General features: G+C 64.9%; 13 protein-coding genes and 1 pseudogene. 5 read left to right on the top strand and 9 right to left on the bottom strand.

Annotated elements, in window-relative coordinates:
- The first annotated feature begins 79 nt into the window (after nt 1–79).
- Together E9536_RS30070 and E9536_RS30065 are read left to right on the top strand one after the other, a co-directional pair.
- Nucleotides 80–1,927, top strand: a complete 1,848-nt coding sequence (locus E9536_RS30070) for a peptidase S10 (protein ID WP_136471783.1) — start codon at nt 80–82, stop codon at nt 1,925–1,927.
- 82 nt (nt 1,928–2,009) lie between these two features.
- Entirely contained in the window at nt 2,010–2,402 is a 393-nt protein-coding gene (locus E9536_RS30065; protein WP_230945215.1) for a 2-oxoglutarate dehydrogenase, read from the top strand.
- Nucleotides 2,403–2,467: 65 nt separating this feature from the next.
- Here the strand turns inward: E9536_RS30065 and E9536_RS30060 are convergent.
- Nucleotides 2,468–2,707: pseudogene (locus tag E9536_RS30060) on the bottom strand (helix-turn-helix domain-containing protein); the annotation flags it as partial.
- Nucleotides 2,704–3,714, bottom strand: a complete 1,011-nt coding sequence (locus tag E9536_RS30055; protein WP_136471781.1) for a helix-turn-helix domain-containing protein — start codon at nt 3,712–3,714, stop codon at nt 2,704–2,706. The pseudogene E9536_RS30060 and the gene E9536_RS30055, both read right to left, overlap by 4 nt.
- A gap of 88 nt (nt 3,715–3,802) precedes the next feature.
- On the opposite strand from E9536_RS30055, the gene E9536_RS30050 reads away from it, so the two are divergent.
- Nucleotides 3,803–4,903: a DJ-1/PfpI family protein gene (locus E9536_RS30050; protein WP_091920422.1), complete on the top strand. Its 1,101-nt coding sequence runs from the start codon at nt 3,803–3,805 to the stop codon at nt 4,901–4,903.
- A gap of 17 nt (nt 4,904–4,920) precedes the next feature.
- Here the strand turns inward: E9536_RS30050 and E9536_RS30045 are convergent, their stop codons facing one another.
- The 7 genes from E9536_RS30045 to E9536_RS30015 form a co-directional block, all read right to left on the bottom strand.
- The gene (locus E9536_RS30045) at nt 4,921–5,340 is read right to left on the bottom strand and encodes a hypothetical protein (protein WP_119336274.1); all 420 of its coding nucleotides are present in this window, start codon (nt 5,338–5,340) and stop codon (nt 4,921–4,923) included.
- Between the two features lie 113 nt (nt 5,341–5,453).
- Entirely contained in the window at nt 5,454–6,944 is a 1,491-nt protein-coding gene (locus E9536_RS30040; RefSeq protein WP_124816825.1) for an aminotransferase class V-fold PLP-dependent enzyme, read from the bottom strand.
- A gap of 256 nt (nt 6,945–7,200) precedes the next feature.
- Nucleotides 7,201–7,506, bottom strand: coding sequence for a TrfB-related DNA-binding protein (locus E9536_RS30035; RefSeq protein WP_060171586.1), 306 nt, complete (start codon nt 7,504–7,506; stop codon nt 7,201–7,203).
- Nucleotides 7,507–7,524: 18 nt separating this feature from the next.
- A complete protein-coding gene (locus E9536_RS30030) occupies nt 7,525–7,782 on the bottom strand; it encodes a PAAR domain-containing protein (RefSeq protein WP_081072723.1) in 258 nt (85 codons plus the stop codon).
- Nucleotides 7,783–7,852: 70 nt separating this feature from the next.
- Nucleotides 7,853–9,196, bottom strand: a complete 1,344-nt coding sequence (locus tag E9536_RS30025; protein WP_060085773.1) for a hypothetical protein — start codon at nt 9,194–9,196, stop codon at nt 7,853–7,855.
- A 134-nt stretch (nt 9,197–9,330) separates the two neighbouring features.
- Entirely contained in the window at nt 9,331–11,505 is a 2,175-nt protein-coding gene (locus tag E9536_RS30020; protein WP_136471849.1) for a hypothetical protein, read from the bottom strand.
- A 142-nt stretch (nt 11,506–11,647) separates the two neighbouring features.
- Nucleotides 11,648–14,416, bottom strand: coding sequence for a type VI secretion system Vgr family protein (locus E9536_RS30015; RefSeq protein WP_136471779.1), 2,769 nt, complete (start codon nt 14,414–14,416; stop codon nt 11,648–11,650).
- A 979-nt stretch (nt 14,417–15,395) separates the two neighbouring features.
- Here E9536_RS30015 and E9536_RS30010 point away from each other — a divergent pair.
- Together E9536_RS30010 and E9536_RS30005 are read left to right on the top strand one after the other, a co-directional pair.
- Nucleotides 15,396–16,649 carry an MFS transporter gene (locus E9536_RS30010; RefSeq protein ID WP_136471777.1) on the top strand — a complete coding sequence of 418 codons (1,254 nt, stop codon included), beginning with the start codon at nt 15,396–15,398 and terminating at the stop codon, nt 16,647–16,649.
- 156 nt (nt 16,650–16,805) lie between these two features.
- Nucleotides 16,806–17,735, top strand: a complete 930-nt coding sequence (locus tag E9536_RS30005; RefSeq protein ID WP_136471775.1) for a LysR family transcriptional regulator — start codon at nt 16,806–16,808, stop codon at nt 17,733–17,735.
- Nucleotides 17,736–17,837 lie beyond the last annotated feature (102 nt).

The following is a 17,837-nucleotide window of genomic DNA, read 5'->3' as shown; positions in this document are numbered from 1 at the left end:
AGTGGCGGGTGTTGCTGCGCGTCTCGCCAGTGAGGGCGGCCTTTGTGAAGCGGTATCCGAACCAGCCACAAGGAACGAGATGAAACCAGACAGGAGCAGTACCGGCAGCCGCCGTGCCCGTCGCGGCCGGATGGCCGGGCTAGGCGCATTGACCGCGATGACACTCGCGCTCGCGGCGTGCGGCGGCGACGATTCGTCGTCCGTCGGCGCGTCGAGCCTCGCGCAAACAACGGCCAGTCAGCAGGCCAGCGCGCAAGCGGCCAGCAGCCAGACACCGGCGGCCAACCAGCCTTACGTCGACCAGGTCGCCTATTCGTTGAACGCGGGCGACGGCCTCGCGCCCGCCCAGGTGTCCGAGAAAGCGGCCGTCATGCATTACCAGTGGAAAAACGGCGGCACGACCGTCAACTACACAACGACCACCGGCCACCTGACCGCGCAGGACGCGAACGGCAATGCGGAGGCGTCGATGTCGTACGTCGCGTACACCGCGCCGAGCACGAACGGCAAGCCGCGCCCCGTCACGTTCGTCTATAACGGCGGCCCCGGCTCGTCGTCGATCTGGCTGCGTCTCGGCTCGTTCGCGCCGACCCGCGTGGCCACGCCCGATCCGGGGTTCGGCAGCAACTGGCCGAACTATCCGCTCGTCGACAACGCCGACAGCCTGATCGACACCACCGACCTCGTGTTCATCGACCCGCCCGGCACCGGGCTGTCGGAAGCCGTGTTGCCGAACACCAACCAGAAATACTGGAGTTCCGACGCGGACGTGAACATCATGCGCGACTTCATCCAGCGCTACCTGAACGTCAACAGCCGCGGCACGTCGCCGATCTACCTGTACGGCGAATCGTACGGCACGCCGCGTACCGACATGCTCGCGCTGGCGCTCGAATCGGCCGGCGTGCACCTGACGGGCATCGTGCTGCAGTCGGCGATCCTGAACTACTTCGCGGATGCGGTGGAAGCCGTGGCGATCACGCAGTCGACCGAGGGGCTGCTGCTCGAAACCGATACCGTGGCCGGTTACCTGCCCGGTTATGCGGCGGTCGCGGCGTACTTCAACCAGGTTTCACCGGCACCGGTGAACCAGGATCTGTACGCACTGCAGACGGAACTGTTCACGACGCTGATCTACAACCAGCTGCAGAAGTATTCGCAGTCGTGGGTGTTGAGCCAGCTCGGCATTCCGGATGCGCTCGGCACGCCGGTGTTCCCGAGCGACGCGACGCTCAAGCTGTGGTCGATCCCGTCGAGCCTCACGCAACAGGCGCTGCGTGGCTACTTCAACGCGAATCCGTTCGGCACGAGCCTGCTGCCCGGGACGACGATCGGCCGGTATGACGGACGCGTGTCGTTGCCGAACTCCGATCCGCGGCTGCAGAACGACGGCGACCCGTCCGACATCCTGATTTCGCAGCCGTTTACGAACGCGCTTGCGACGCAGATGCCGGATTACCTCGGCTATACCGCCCCGAACGCGACGTACCTGCCGCTGAACGACAACATCATCGGCGTCTGGGACTTCTCGCACGACGGCCAGCCGATGCCCGACACGATCCCCGATCTGCTCGGTGCGCTGCAGCTCAACCCGAAGCTTCGCGTGCTCGCGGAGAACGGTTTCCACGATCTCGCGACGCCGTTCTTCAACACCGAGAAGCAGCTCGCGCGGCTGCAGACGGTGAAGGGCCTGAATCCGAAGCTGCAGGTGAACTTCTTCCAGGGCGGCCACATGATCTACCTGGACGACGTCGCCCGTCCGCAGATGAAGCGGGACCTGAAGACGTTCTACAAGGGCGCGCGGATTCCGACGGCACTGACGCTGCACACGCTGCCGCCGCCGTGGCCGGATGAAAACCCGCCGGGCGTGCCGACCGGCAGCGTCCCGGGCGCGGCGGCCGCGACGACGCTGGCGGCGGCCCCTTGAGCGACGGACTCCTTGTCAAAGGAACCCTCTATTCATCCATTGAATGCGAGTGATCATGTCCCTAATCAATTTGATGCGGCGTATGTCCCCGTTGATCGTCCTCGGTGCCGTGATGAGCAGTGCCCACGCGTTGCCGCCGCAGTCGGTGGCGCCGGTGAAGCTGCCGCACGGCGGGCACGGTGTCGACGGTCCGTTCTTTCCTGCCACGCGGGCGGCGCCGGTGCTGCCGTCGACCGGCGCGACGTTGCAGCAGCAGGCGCAGCAGCGTGTCGATGCGCGGCTCGGCGCCAATACGGTGCTGAGCAACGGCGCAGCCGTGACGAAGGCGCAGGCGCAGAGCAGCGGCCTGGGCTTCGTGTCGAAGCACTTCGACGAGATCGATGCGAAGCACACCGGCCGCGTGACGATGAGCGATGTGCGGCAGTTCATCCAGCAGCGGCAGGTGCAGGCGCAGCAGGATCAGCAGGACGAGTGACGTAGCGGGCAGGGCGGCGGCCGGTGCGGGATCGTTCGCACCGGCCGCCGGAAGGTGGCAGGCGTTCAGGTTGCGTGGCGCGCGTAGCGCTTCGCGATGGCCGACGGCAACTCGCCGGACATCGCGCGATAGTCCCGCGCGAAACTGCTCAGGTGCCGGAAGCCCCATTTGGTGGCCGCGGACGTCTCGGAATCGCCGAGCCGAAGCTCGCGGCGTACGTGATTCAGGCGCACGGCCCGCAGGTACGCGACGGGGTTCAGGTTCAACGTATCCTGGAACGCGTATTGCGCGGTGCGCCGGCCTACGCGATCCGCTGCCGGTCGCGCCTCACGCCGAAGCGAGCGCGATAGTCGCGCGGCGAGACGCCGACCTGCTTCGCGAATGCGCGCTGCAACGCGTCGACGCTGCCGAATCCCGACCGCTCGGCGATCCGCTCGAGCGGCCAGTCGGCCCGCTCCAGCAGCGCCTTCGCGCGCTCGACGCGTGCCGCAAGGACGAACTGCGCGGGCGATTGTCCGGTTTCCTTGAGGAAGTTGCGCGCAAACGAGCGTTCGCTCATGTGCATCCGTGCGGCCAGCGCGGCGACGCCGAGATCGCCGGTCGGATCGTCGGCGATCCCGGTGAGCAGCGTCCGCATGCGCGGCGTCGCGTTGGCCTGGATATCGAGCCCGACGCTGAACTGCGCCTGCCCGCCGGGACGGTGCACGAACAGCACGAGTTCGCGCGCGACCGCGAGCGCGGTCGGCGGGCCGCAGTCTGCCTCGACGAGTGCAAGACACAGATCGATGCCGGCCGTCACACCGGCCGACGTATGAAACGGCGGATCGCTCACGTAGATCGCGTCTGGTTCGATTCGCGCGTCGGGGCACAGCGCCTGCAGCGTCGCACACTGGTTCCAGTGCGTGGTCGCGCGCTTGCCGTCCAGCCATCCGCCCGCGGCGAGCACGAACGCACCCGTGCAGATGCTCGCGATGCGCCGCGTGTCCGCGATTCGCGTGCGCAGCCACGGCAGCACGCCGGCTTCCGACGCGGCGTGTCGCAGTGCCGCTTCATTGCCGCCGGCGACGACGATCGTGTCGATCTGCCCCGGCAGTGCCGCCAGCGGGGCCGTACCGGCGAGGCGCAGGCCCGCGTGCGTGACGATGTCGTCGCCGTGTTGCGACGCGAGCGTGAGCCGGTACGGCAGCGCATGGTCGGGAAGATGACGGTTCGCGACCGCGAACACTTCCATCGGGCCCGTGATGTCGAGCGACTGGACGCCTTCGAAGCCGACGACAACGATGTCGCGTGCCGAACAGGTTGACTGGGACATGGCGGAAAGTGCGGTGGAGTTGTCCTTGTGACCGCGAGCATGATCCTTGTAATTTTCCGGACGTGCAATCGACGGATACGGGTGGACGATGCGGTCAGGGAAGACAGGCGGGGCAGTGCTGCTCGTGTGCGCGGTGCTGGGCGCGTGTGCGGCGGGGTGGCCGGCACCGGTGTGGGCGGAGGACGCACCGCCGGTCGCGCGAGCGCTCACGGTCGGCGCGCCGAAGGCGGGCCGCGTGCGACCGCTCGTGGCGATCGTCGCGGACAATGCAGGAACGGAGACGACCGATTTCATCGTTCCGTACGCGATTCTGAAGACGTCCGGTGCGGCCGATGTCGTCGCCGTATCGGCCGACGAAGGCGAGGTCGAACTGATGCCCGCGTTGCGCATGCTGGCCGACACCACGTTCGACCGGTTCGACGCGACCGTTCCAGCCGGGGCGGATGTCGTGATCGTCCCCGCGCTGCACGGTGCCGACCGGCCGGCGGTGCTGGCGTGGTTGCGCAAGCAGGCCGTCGGCGGCGCGACGATGGTGGCGATCTGCGATGGCGCGGAAGTCCTCGCGAACGCGGGCCTGCTCCAGCATCGCACGGCGACGTCGCACTGGTATTCGCGCGACCGCCTGCGTCGCCGCTTTACCGGGACGACGTGGGTCGACGATCGCCGCTATGTGATGGACGGCGACGTCATGACGACGACCGGCGTGTCGGCGTCGATTCCCGCTTCGCTGGCATTGGTGAGTGCGCTGGCGGGGCCGGCCGCGGCGCGCGAGACTGCGCGGCGCGTCGGTGCGCAGGCATGGAGCGACGTTCATGACGGCAGCCGGTTCGTGTTGACCGCGCCGGCAGTGGCGGTCGCATTGACGAACCGCCTCGCGTTCTGGCGGCACGAGACGTTCGATCTTCCGGTCGAAGACGGGTTCGACGAGCTTCCGGTTGCGCTGACGGCCGATGCGTGGGCGCGGACCTGGCGCAGCGACGTCGTCGCGACGGCAGGCGCGCGCGTGATCGAGTCGAGGCACGGGCTGCGGTTGCTGGCGCAGCCGGCGACTGCCGGGCACGCGCGCGTGGCGATGCCGGCCGGACGGCGTGGCGAATCGGTGCTTCCGGGTGTGCTCGGAGACATCGCGGCACGCTACGGTGACGCGACATCGGGCTGGGTCGCATTGCAACTGGAGTATCCGAAGTAGCGGCGCGTCGCGCGCGCTTACTTCACCCACTCTGCGAGCTTGGGATCGGGGTGAGGCAGGAGATCCTGCGACGCGGTGGGCTCGGCCACCCATTTCTTCCCGTTCCAGTGGAAATCGGCCTGCGTTTCCGACCCGTGGCCGTTCGAGTAGATGACAGCGGTGCAGGCGGCCTGGCCCGGATAAGTCGGGTTTTTGGCGCCGATGCAGGACCCGAGAAATACCAACACGTCGCCGAGGCCGAACCGCTCCTGCATCGCGTAGGTCGCATCGAAGTCCGAGAGCCGGTCAGGGACGGGCGTCGCGTCGCACGCGGCGAGGCTCACGGCAAGCAGCAGCGCGGCGGCCCGGCCGGCATGCTGCCGGTTGCAGGGGCTGTCGGGGGAAAGGGCGTCGGCGCCAGCGCGCTTCCGCGCGCGAGAATTTGACGGGCAGGGCATGCGGGTTTCGGGTGACGGACACGACGGGCATTGTGCCGGAATTCACTGGCGCCCGGGCTTGCCCGAGACGCCCGAGCGCGCCGCATGTTCGCGTCACGCGGCGGTGTGAGGGGTCAGGCCGAGACCGGGGCCGTACGCCGGGCGCACAAACGATTCCACAGCATGCCGGCCCGGTTGCCGCTTCCGCAGTATGCGAGCACCGGTTTCGGCAGCGTATCGACCAGCGCGCCGAATGCGTCGATGTCCGCCTCGCCGATGCGGTCGCGCTCGACCGGCAGGTAGCGCGCGTCGAGGCCCAGTTCGCGAGCCGCCGCGGCGATCTCGTCGAATGCCGGCTGGTCGACGCCTTCGCCGTCGGGACGGTTGCAGATCACCGAGCGGAAGCCGGCGTTGCGGATCGCCTTCAGGTCGGCCGGCGTGATCTGCCGCGAAGCGGAAAACCCGTTCGCGGCCGTCGCACGACACTGCTCGATCGCGCGGCGGAAACAGGCGATCGCGAAATCGACGTCCTGCTCCGTCGTAAAGCGGCCGAAGCTCACGCGCACGGTGCGGCCCGCCGTCTCCGCGTCGAGGCCGATCGCGGTCAGCACGTGCGACGGTGCGCCGCTGGCCGAGTTGCACGCGGAGGTCGACGACACGGCGAGCGCTTCGTCGAGCATGAACGGGAAGAAGCCGGGCGCATTCACCGTCAGGCTCAGCGTGTGCGGGATGCGGCGTGCGGTGGCCGCGTTTTGCGTGACGTCGCCGAGCGCGGCCAGCGCGTTCGTCAGGCGCGCGCCGAGCGCCGCAATCCGCGCGGCTTCGCCGTCGAGCTTTTCCGCGGCCAGTTCACATGCAACGCCCATGCCGACGATCTGATGCGTCGCGAGCGTCCCTGAGCGCAGGCCGCGCTCGTGGCCGCCGCCGTGGATTTGCGGGGCGATCCGGTTGGCGATGTCGCGGCGCACGAACAGCGCGCCGATACCCTTCGGGCCGTACACCTTGTGCGCGGACATCGACAGCATGTCGATGCCGAGCGTGCGCACGTCGATCGGCGTCTTGCCGAGCGCCTGTGCGGCGTCGACGTGGAGCAGCGCGCCGGCGGCGTGCACGATGCGGGAGATGGCGGCGATATCGGTCAGCGTGCCGAGCTCGTTGTTCACCAGCATCAGCGACACGAGGCCCGTATCGGGGCCGATGGCGGCGGCGACTGCGTCGGCGGTGATCTCGCCGTCGCGCGTGGGCGCCACGAACGTGACCGACATGCCGTGCTTCGACAGGTTCGCCATCGTGTCGAGGATCGCCTTGTGCTCGATGCGGCTCGTGATCAGGTGGCGCTTGTCGGTCGCGTTTTCCGCGTAACCCTTCAGCGCGAGGTTGTTCGATTCGGTGGCGCCCGACGTCCAGACGATCTCGTCGGCATCCGCGCCGATCAACGCGGCGACTTGCGCGCGGGCCTGCTCGACCTTGTCTTTCGCCAGCCGGCCGGCGGCGTGCGAGCTCGATGCGGGATTGCCGAAGATGCCGTCGAAGCCGAGGCAGGCCGTCATCGCTTCGATCACGCGGGGATCGGCGGGCGTCGTGGCTGCGTAGTCGAGGTAGTGCAGCGTGGTGGGTTCGCTCATGTCCGTCTCTTGCTCTGTTCTTTCAGAATGGGAGAAATGATACGGGGGACAGAAGGGAAAAAGGATCCAAAATGGGTTGGTGTTTGGGGCTAACGTGGAATGTGGTTTTGTTTTTGTGGCGATTGGGGGAATTTGTTTCTTGATCAATGGCGCCGCGCGAGATGGCCCCGTCTCTGGGTTGCGGGGGAAACGATGCCCCGCGACGTTTGCGAAACGGGGAAGGGGGCGCGGCGTTTCCCGCGGCTCGATCGGGTGGTCACAGCGGATCGATTGGCGTGGCCCGTCGGTGAGTGTCGCGCACCCATGCATGCAAGGCGCTTTCGTACCTGGCAGGGATCGTGATCGTCAGGGTGGTCAGGCGCGTGTCGTTGCCCGGCAATGCCAGATATCGCTGCCACGCTCTCCGTACCAGCTGCGACATGGCGGAATTGGTGATGCCGAGTTCGGCGGCGAGCTTGCGCTGCGACCGGCCCCTGACGAAGATTTCAAACAAGGCCCACCGGTTCACCGGCTTGATCCGGGTATCGTGCAGCCTCAACAACTGAAACTGTTCGGCTGTCATGCGTCGAATCTGTGCCATTCAGATGCGCCCGGAAGTTTGCAGGGTAGAAATCAATGCCGCTCCGCAGGACGTCTTGTGATTGTGGAATGCGGCGGGGCGGCCTTCGACATCGAATGCCATGTCTCCTTCAGCAATCACGCAGGCGCCGTGAAGCGGGCACGAACATGCATCGCCGACGCGGGCGACCGCGCGTCCCATCACCTTGCTCGTCGCCGCCCCGGATTCGACCCGGCCGCCGTGAGTGTGCAGGTCGCCTGTTCGAATGATGCCTCGCATATAACCCCTTTCCTGTGTGCTTCGGTGTGGCGGTCGAGTTCGTGCTCAACGCGCGGTGTGTCGGCTTGCATCACCATGAATAGCCCTGCATCCCGTAGTTGGTGTCGTGACGACGCCCCCACCACGGCAGGTAAGCGTTGTTCCCGCCACGCGCACGGAACCAGTCCTCGTTCGGATCGATCGGCGTGAGATTGGCCGGCGGCATGACCACGACGGCCGCGGGGTGTCTCGGGTCGGTCGTGCCTGCGACGAGCGCGTTGCCGCCGTAGTGATTGATCCGGCCGATCGCCAGCGCAACGTCGGTCAAGGCGCTGCCGGTTCCCATGTCGCCGAGCAAGGCCGCGGTGTTGAACGCCTGATTCTTGTGGTCGTACTCCGGCAGGATTTCGGTGAGTGTCTGCGATAGGCCGACAAGTCGCGCCGATGCGGCGTCGCTACCGGCACCGGCATCGTGAACGATGTACTTGATATCCGGAACGGCAATCCCGGCGTTGCGTGCTGCCTGATCGATGGTTGCCTTCCACGCTTGCACCGTTCGTGTCGTGCCGGCCTTCTGCGAAAACTCGGCGGTGTTGCCGGTCGCTGCCTTGCCGATCCACGCGAGCGGTTCGCGCTCGGTGTTGAAGGTTGGACCGGCGAGGAACAGCACGACGAGGTTTTCGTTGATCTGGGCGTCGGTGGGCGGGAAATTCGGTGCGTCCCAATTCATCACCCACACGCTCTTGTCGGGGTTCGCTTGCAGGTAGTCCAGCGCGTTGTTCAACGACGTGAAGCCGGCGTTTGCACCGCCTTGCGTGATCTGCACGTCAGGGGGCGTACTGCGGCTCCATACCTTCGGAAAATGTGGGTTGCCGATGAAAAACGTTTTTCGAATCGAGTCTTGCAAGTAACTTTGAGATTCAGCTGCGTCCAGCCGATCGGGAATGGCAAGCTCGACACGAATACCCGCCAGTTCACGCCAGTCTTTTCGATCGTCAGGACTCACTGTGTAGAAGTACTTTGAGTTTGTCCCATATCGCTTGAAAAGCAGTAGCGGAAACTTGGTCATGTACTTGCGATAGAAGCCCCTGAACGTCTCTGCCCCTCGGTTGCCGTAGACCAGTGCGCCAATTGACCGAAGTGAAGAGAATTTTTCAGGCTTTGTTCTCACCATGTCGTCGTTCTTGTTCGGGGTAACAAGTCCTTGCGCCCACAACAGCTGCCACTCTGTTGGGTAGTCCATACGCTGCAATGGATTCAACCAAATCAGGCCGACGACTTGTGCTACGAGGGGCTTGGCCGGTTCTTCCGTATGGGAAGCTGCGCGAATGGTTGGATTGAGGGGCGTCTCGGCTAGCACCGGCCGCGTCAAGGCTGTGGTGAACAGAAAGATCATGAGCGCCAGCAAGCCGGGCACAGCTACGAATCGTTTCATCCAATCTCCTATTCCCAAGTGTGCCGGGTCTGGTTGTTCCACATGTGCCATCAGTGTGGCCATCAATAGAGCCGCGACTATCCAAACCATAACGGCGATGGCGACGCGTCGAGGCCAAGTACCGATCACGGCCTTCATAGCGGCCCTCCGGCGTTCAGATAGATCTGGCCCTCGCGCTCGTCTACGATCTTTGTCGGTATCTTTCCTTCACTGTTGTCGGCATGTACCCACTCTTGCATCGACACGTCATCAATCACGCCGAGCATGAAATACTGCGTGTACTTTTTATTTGGATGGCCGTCTGGAATGCCATCACCCATCCGCCAATCTGCTTCAATTCGCAAGTCGTACATCTGATCAGGCGTCAGATAACACGGACCGATCGCGACGTCATACGCAAGCGCTTTTTCCGCATGTTCCGGATTGGTCATCGTCGTCGAGTGGTTCGTCGGGCTATTCGTCGTACCGCGATCGAGCCAGTCAACGATCTGCTTGTCTCGCCACTCTTTGTAGCCATCCGGTAGAGCGCTTTTGCCATCTTCACCGATGACGTGACCGTCGCTGTCGAGCCACTCCGTGTTCAACGTGCGGCGCGCTTCCATCCGCATCAGGGCGCGGTCTTCGTAACGTTGCCCGGCTTCACTCGCGGCCGTACCGTGCGCGTCACCGTCCTTGTTCTTCGCCTTGTACTGGTCGTAAGGATCGTCGGCCCGTTTGGCCGCATCGATCTTGCCGGCATCGCGCCATGCGGATGGCGGATCGTTGTCTTCGTTGAAGGCGCTCGTTGCTTCGCCGTCCTCGGTCAGAATCGGCTTGTCGAACCTCAACGCCTGCGGCGGAAACGTCTCGTCCAGGGCCGGTGCGTCTGCCAATACCTCCCAACCCTTCGGCGGATCGGCATTCACACGAAACATGTTCATTGCCGAACTGACCGCGGTCGCGACGAACATGATCGGCGCCGAGAACAGCGTTGCCGCCATTCCCCACACCGACTCATTCCCCTTGAGCGCACCGATCAGATTGAATTTCGCCGGCGGCGAGGGCGGATACCAGAAGCCCCTCTTCGTGCCTTTCTTGCCGTACCGCCAGTCGTCTTCCCAATAGCGATAGCGCTTCTGCACACCGACATCGAAGCCGGACGCGAACACGCGCTGTGTCAGGACGCCGTGTACGCCGATATCCGTCAGTTCGTGCTTGTCGATGCCGCGCCAGCCGATACCCTGCACGGTGATCGCCGAAATCACCTGATCGTGCGGACAGCAATACGCGGTGACGCGCCCATATGTCGATCCGTTCAGGCCGTGGCGTGCACGGTCGGCCAGTGCGGTGTACGACTTGTTGCTCGTCGGCGATACCCGGTTGTTCGCCATGTCGGCGTCGACTGTGTCTGGCGACGGTTCATGGGCAGCGCGATCGCCAATCATCGACAAGAAAGTGCGGAGCGTCTGAGTGCGCGCTGCGTAGGTCTGCCGGCCGCGCTTGCCCTCGGCATCCTTCGTCGCACGTTGCGACCAGGTATCCATGAACGTGTCGGATTTGTGCGGGCCTTCGCTGTTCGCCAGGCTGTACGGGGCATTCGCCAGTACGTAGGCATCCGCGACGCAGCGTCCCTTGCGGCCCCACGGATCTTCCACTTCCGGAAACGCGTCACCGAAGAACGCGCCCGTGAGGCCGACGATATTCCCCTGGCTGTGACACACGACGGTGATCGGCACGTCGGCGCGCATCTTCCGGATCGACTCGATCAGTTTGGCAAGCCGCAACGCGGCAAGCACGCCATAGGCACGCGGCGGCGCGCGATACAGCGGCCGGTTGGTCGGGTTGATGCCCTGCACGGTTATCCACCCCACGGCTCGGTCGTCGAGGCCACCGTGCCAGAGATCGGGCAAGCTCGAACAGCCATTGGTGAACGGGCCGCCTCCCCAATAATCCTTCTCGTTGAGAAAGATCTTGTCACCGTATTCCTTCAGTTCTTCCAGTGTCGCGCGGTAGCCCCACCGAAAATGGATGACGGGTGAGAACGACGGATCGGGGATGACGTAATTGTCCGGCAGCAAGTCCGGATTCAGAAACCCCTCCGGCGTCACGCTCTCGGTGTACTTCGCAGGCGTCAACTGCCCGGCGTCGACCCCGTGATACGTCATCTGGTCGTCCAGGCGTCCCAGCCGACGATTAAGGCCCTTGCACAATCCCTCTTCGGACGCCTTGTACCATTCGCCCTCGGAGTTGACGCCGTGGACGAAGATGACGACGCCGGGCAACGGCAGTTGCTTGACGCAGATGAGCCGCTTGTCGTTGTCGAACAGCATCGGCCCCTCGGCTCTGCCGACGACGACAGGAGGCGGTTCAGAGTGCGATGCAGCGGTGGCGGGTGCGTCGGTCGCCGTGTCGGGCGCGTCGGCGCGCGCGCCCGCTACTGGCCGATGGTCGAGAATCGAATCGGTCATGGTCTTAGCCGTTCTTCTTGACGAACTGCACCGACAGCGTTTCGAACTGGTCGCCATGCACTGCGGGCAGCTCGCCGGCCGCGTCGGTGGTCAGGTTCGACAGCGCTTCGGATGCCCGCTGCAGGTGCCCGTCGAACCCCGCCACCGCATCGCCGTCGGTCGCGCGAACGAGTTTCGGCACACGGCCGAGCGGGGCGTGGTCGAACGTCGGCATATCGGTGCTCATGCTGGCCGGGCCGCTCCACGCATGGCCTGCCGACTTCACGGTGAACGTGCCGGGGCACCCGAGTTCGATGTCGCCGCCGTTCAGCTTCAGGTACGCACCGCCCGACGTGACGAACACGACCTGATCGTTCGCCATGCCGGCGAGCTTGCCGCCGGCCGCGGTCAACTGGATGTTCTTCGCGGAATCCACCTGCGTGTCGTCGTCCTGCGACTGGATCGTCACCTTCCCGCGATTTGCGATGGCCGACACGCCGCCGCTGTGCGCGAACATCGCGACGCCATGGCCGCCGTGCAGGTTGATGCGCTCGCCGCTCGCGATCTGCACGTGCCGCTGGGCAATCTGGTCGATGTTCTCGCCCGCATACATGACATGCGTCCTGGGCGTGACGTGCAGCGATCCTGCCTGTGCGCCGAACGCCATCAAGGCGGACGTGTCGCCGGCGGAACCGGCATCCGCAAGGTCGGGCTTCCAGTGACGGAACGCATCGACGATCTTCTCCTGCCCGGCGGTATCCGCGGCTCGTCCGCCGTGCTGGCCGGCATAGTCGCCGAGCGAGTTGAACAGCATCATGCACTGGTCGAGCAACTGAATCAGTTCGTCACGATCGAGCTGACCACCGGTCGCGCATGTGCGCGCATAGGTCGAGAACAGGATGCCCTGGGCCGCGCGCAAGGCCGCCGCTGCATCGGTGCGCAACTCCGCGCCTTCGCCCCGATCGGCACCGTGTCCATCCTTGCGGGGCTGCGTCAGATAACCCAGGTTCAACTGGGTATGCGCATGCTCGCTCGCCAACTGCGCGGATATTTGCGACGGCGTATCGTCCAGGCGAAGCTGGTTGTACCGAGCGCCCTTGATTTCCTTCGTCTTGATCCCGGACACGTAACGGTTGCCGGGCAGCGCACCGGTATGCGTGAACGTCGCGGGCGGGTTCGCGCCGTTGCTCAGCACGCCGATGATGACCAGGCGGTCCGGATCGCCCGACAGGCAGCCCAGCAAGACTTCCATCCCGACGCGGGGCAGAAAGAGCGTGCCGAAGTTTGCGCCCGCCAGACTCGCGCCGACGCGTATCGGTGCGCTGTCGCCGGCCGACCCGTTCGTTCCGGCGCCTTGCGCGTGTTCGTGATCGGCGGGATCGAAGCCATGAATCCGTACGCGCACGCGGCCGGCCGCGTCGCAGAATACTTCCTCGCCCTGCGTGCCGACGATCGTGCCGGTCAGCAGGTGAGCCGGCGGGAGGTCGATTGTCGGATCGTAGGACGGCGTGAGCGGCACGCCGCGACGCACGCACGTGAAATGGTTCTCGTAGCGCGTATCCGCCTGTTCCGACGCATCGGCCGGCGCGGGTGGGGCGGCTTGCGCGAGGTTCCGGCTGGCTGCGTACAGCGCGATCACGCGGCCGGCCAGGTCTTTGGGAAGATTGTTCCGGATGTCGTGCCGTACCGACGTCACGACGAACTGCCGCTGCTCGGCCGGCTTCATGTCGAGTTCGGGGTCGCCGGTCAGCGTGAACCAGCAGCCGACCGGCATGTCGCGAACGTGGCCGATACCGTCGTAGCGCTCCGCCGCGAACTGGTGGGCGAGTATCCGGTCATGCGTGATGCGGTCGTGATCGTTCCACGAGTCGCCGACGTGCGGAATGTCGATCGCGACATCGGTCAGCAGCCGGGCCAGGTCGTTGCCGGCGTCGCCCTGATCGATGCTCGTCGCGATCGCGGAATCGTCCATGCGCGCCTTCTTGTAGTCCCACGACGGACGGCCGGCTTTGCCGGGGGACAGGCGCTGATGATGCGCAAACAACGTCACCGTATCGCGTTGCGCGGTTCCCGAATCGCGTGGATGAAGGCGCACGGTGCCGGCAGGCGATTCCGGCAATCGCAGCGGGTCGTCGCAGAACACGAGCGTGTGGATCGGCCGCTCGTCGGCCGTGCCGCGCGCATTGCCGACCGCCCACGCCTTTGCAAAGACGGTGATGCCTTCGCGTCGCAACAGCCGGCGCACGAAACGGGCGTCCGACTCGTTGACCTGCCGCGTCAGCTCGCGTGCCGGATAACGTTCGGCTCGCAATCCCGACAGGTCGAAATCGAACGCGCGCGCGAGGGCGGGGCTGCGTTGCCGCCATTCGTTCAGCAGCGTGCCGAGGATGTCGATGATGTTCCGCGACCGGAAGACGCGGGAATTGATGCGGCGGTCCATCAACGACAGCGCATCGCAGATGCGCAGCTGATACACGGTCAACTCGCCGTCGGATTGACCGGCCTGCACGTCGTGCACGATCGCATTGATCGCTCGCACGTCGCCCCGGTCGGTCGTCAGCCGGACCGACACCGGCAGGCCGAGAAACAGCGTGGGCGCCAGATGAGCGTGGGTGGATATGCAGGTCAGCTGCCCGTCGATTCCCGACATCAGTCCTTCGCGAATATCGGCGTGATGAAGCGCCAGCAGATGGCCGACCGCATGTTGCGCCTGCCCGAAATGCAGGGCGACGGGCCGGTTGTTCCAGTCGACCAGACCGGACGCAAAGTTTCGTAATGCTGTTGCTATCGACATAACGGCAATCTCGTTGCTTTTCTGGCTTCGTCTTCTTTGAATCGGACTTTCAGTGCGGTAAAGCAGTGGTGATCGTGATTTCGGTACGCAGAATATCAAACAATGGGGGTTTTAAAGGTTTATTGGTATTTTGAGATGAAAATCAATTCGCTATGAAACGGTGTTCTACATTTTTATGATTTGGTGGGGCGTTTTGTTTTAATTGGAAAAATCCTATATCGGGTCGTCAGGGTTGGTATTTGTCACTATCCATTTCTGGGCGGTTAGGAGGTTGAGGTTGCGGGCAACTATGCCGAACCGGATTGGATGTTGGTAATTCGAAATTCGACTTGTCCTAATTCGAATATGGGTAAGGCGGATTTGAAATATAAAAATCGATGTGAGCAGGATCGCGCTCGTGCATCCGGTATGCGTGTCCGCTTGACAGCAGTTTTGCCGTTTTCAGTTTGATAGTGTGGAAGGCGGTTTCCGTCACGGCTCGCCATGGCGCAACTGCATAAGCGCGAAGATCCTGGAGCGCGAGTCAAAGTCCACCGCGATCGAAGATCGAAAACGCATCTTTTGTCATACGAAATACGTTACCCGCACGTATCGTCCGGCCTCGCCGGATCGGGTGCATGCCGGGCGTGAGCGGGCCAGTCCCCGGTCACCCGGATGTCCATGAGGGATTTCCCCCGAGACGCACAATCGCGCGTCACTTCAACCCCACGACCGATCTCTCCCCGCCTTCCCACCGTCACTTCCGCCCACCGCCGCCGATTATTTGCATATCGCGAATGGCGCGTTCGCCGCGCGTTCGATACCCGATCCCCGGCGTTGCACCTATCGTTGTGCCGTCGGCTGGCCGGATTCGATATGTCGAACCGGAACGGAAGCCGGCGCTTCCCGGCGATTCACATCGCACACAAAAACCATCGGACCTGGCTGATGCGCAGGCGCTCCGTCGCGCGCAGGCGAACCTGTGTCCACGGAGACGGAAATGAAAGCAAACGAGTGGGATACCTCCTATGAGTGGAAGGCGGTCACGCTGCTGGCGCTCGGCTTCGGGCTGGTCGGCCTCGACCGCTGGCTGATCGCGCCGCTGTTTCCTTCGATCATGAAGGACCTCAACCTGAACGCGCAGGACGTCGGCAACTGCATCGGCGTGCTCGGCCTGTCGTGGGGCATCTTCGCGGCGCTGATGGGCGGCATCTCCGACAAGGTCGGCCGCAGGAAGGTGCTGATTCCGGCCATCATCGCGTTCTCGCTGCTGTCGGGCTTCTCGGGGCTCGCGGGCGGGCTGCTCGGGCTGATGGCGATTCGCGGCCTGATGGGTGTCGCGGAGGGCTCGTTCTGCCCGACGAGCTTTGCCGCGACTGCCGACGCATCGCATCCGCGGCGGCGCGGGCTGAATCTCGGCCTGCAGCAAAGCGGCTTCGCGCTGTTCGGGCTCGCGCTGTCGCCGATCATCGCGACGCAGCTGCTCGGTTTCGTGTCGTGGCGCTGGGTGTTTGCGCTCGTGGCCATTCCCGGCCTGATCCTCGGCGCGATCATGTTCTTCGTCATCCGCGAGCCGAAGGTCACGCCGGCCGTCGCGTCGGAGCATGCACCGGCATCGCTCGGCCATGTGCTCAGGAGCCGCAACATTCTCGTGGCGATGGCCGCGCTGTGCTGCGCGATGACGGGCGTATTCGTGCTCGGTGCGCTGCTGCCGCTGTACCTGACCGACTACCTGGCACTCGGCACGCAGAAGATGGGCCTCGTCGTGTTGGCGATCGGCTTCGGCGGCTTTCTCGGGCAGTTCGGGCTGCCGGGCCTGTCCGACCTGGTCGGCCGCCGTCTCGCGAGCATCGTCGGTTTCGCGGGGACGGCCGTGATGCTCTATCTGTTCCGCGGCCTTGGCCCGGAGCCGTTCGCGTTGTTCGGGGTGCTGTTCGTCGCGTCGTTCTTCACGCTCGGCCTGGTGTCGCTGTTGTCCGGGCCGGTGGCGACGGAGGCTGCGCCCGTCGGGCTCGTGTCGACGTCGATCGGCGTGGTGGTGGGCGTCGGCGAGATCTTCGGCGGCGGCATCGCGCCGGCGCTGGGCGGCTATGTCGCCGCACACTTTGGCATCCAGAACATTCTGTGGCTGCCGATGTGTGCGGTCGTGCTGGGCATCCTGGTCAGCCTGCTGCTGAAGGAAACCGCGCCGGCCGTGCTGCAGCGCCGCGTAGCCGTGCAGCCGGAACTGGCGGCCGGCGAGCAGTCGCGGTAAGGCCTGTGCGGGCAGGGCAAGGCAGGGCGGTGCATGCGGCGGGCGGCGCCGCCGGCGATTGACATCGATTGGGTGACACAGTGACGCCTTCCGCATGACACAGCCCGATATCCGCACGGGTAGACTGCCGGTTTCGCTGTCGAAAAAGGGCGCGGCATGGACCGGTTTCTGAGCATCGAGGCATTCGTCAGGGTGGCGGAGGCGAGCAGCTTCGCCGAGGCGGCGCGGCAGCTCGGCGTGACCAGCTCGGTCGTGACGAACCGCATCCAGCAGCTCGAGAAGTTCGTCAACGCGCCGCTGTTCCATCGCAGCACCCGCCACGTGCGCCTGTCGGAAGTGGGCGAGGCGTTTTATCGCGAGTGCGCGGAGGTCGTGGGGCGCGTCAACGAGCTGACGGACCAGATGCGCGAGCTGCGCGCCACGCCCACCGGGCGGCTGCGCATCCAGATGCTGCCCGGTTTCGCCCTCGATCACTTCGGCGCGCCGCTGATGGAATTCAACCGGCGCTACCCGGGCATCCAGATCGACGTCATCGTCAACGACCGTGTGGTCGACCCCGTCGAAGAAGGGTTCGACATCGCGTTCCAGATCTTTCCGCCGATCTCCGAGTCGCTGATCGAACGGCGGCTGTTCACCGTCAGGCGCCTCTTTTGCGCGTCGCCCGCCTACCTCGCCGCGCATGATGCGCCACAACATCCGCGCGACCTGCTGCAGCACACGACCGCGCTGTATTCCGGCTACCCGTCGCGCAACCGCTGGACGATGACGCGCGGCGACGAGGTCGTCGAAATGGAGCTGCCGGGCATGATCCGCTCGAACTCCGTGCACCTGCTGCGCGAGTACGCGCTGACCGGGGGCGGCGTCGTCTGCCTGCCCACGCTCGTGGCGAGCGATGCGCTCGTCGCGGGCCGCCTGGTACCGATCCTGACCGACTATCAGCTCGCGCCGCTGAGCTTTGCGGCCGTTTATCCCGCGACGCAGCGACAGGCGCTGAAGGTGAAGGCGCTGGTCGAATTCCTCGCGGACCATATCGGCGACGAATCCCCGTGGGATCGTCCCCTCCTGGAGCGCGGCTGGGTGCGTTGAACCGCACGGATTATTCGCGAAACGCAAATGCCGTAATCGCCGTCCGTTGCCTTGTTGCTGCTGTGCGTTGCCCCTAGAGTTGAATCCAACAAGCAGTTCAAC

The organism is Burkholderia sp. LS-044 (assembly GCF_004803625.1).
Lineage (GTDB): Bacteria > Pseudomonadota > Gammaproteobacteria > Burkholderiales > Burkholderiaceae > Burkholderia > Burkholderia cepacia.
The sequence above is the reverse complement of the archived record's forward strand: the minus strand, read 5'-3'. Positions and strand labels throughout refer to the sequence as shown.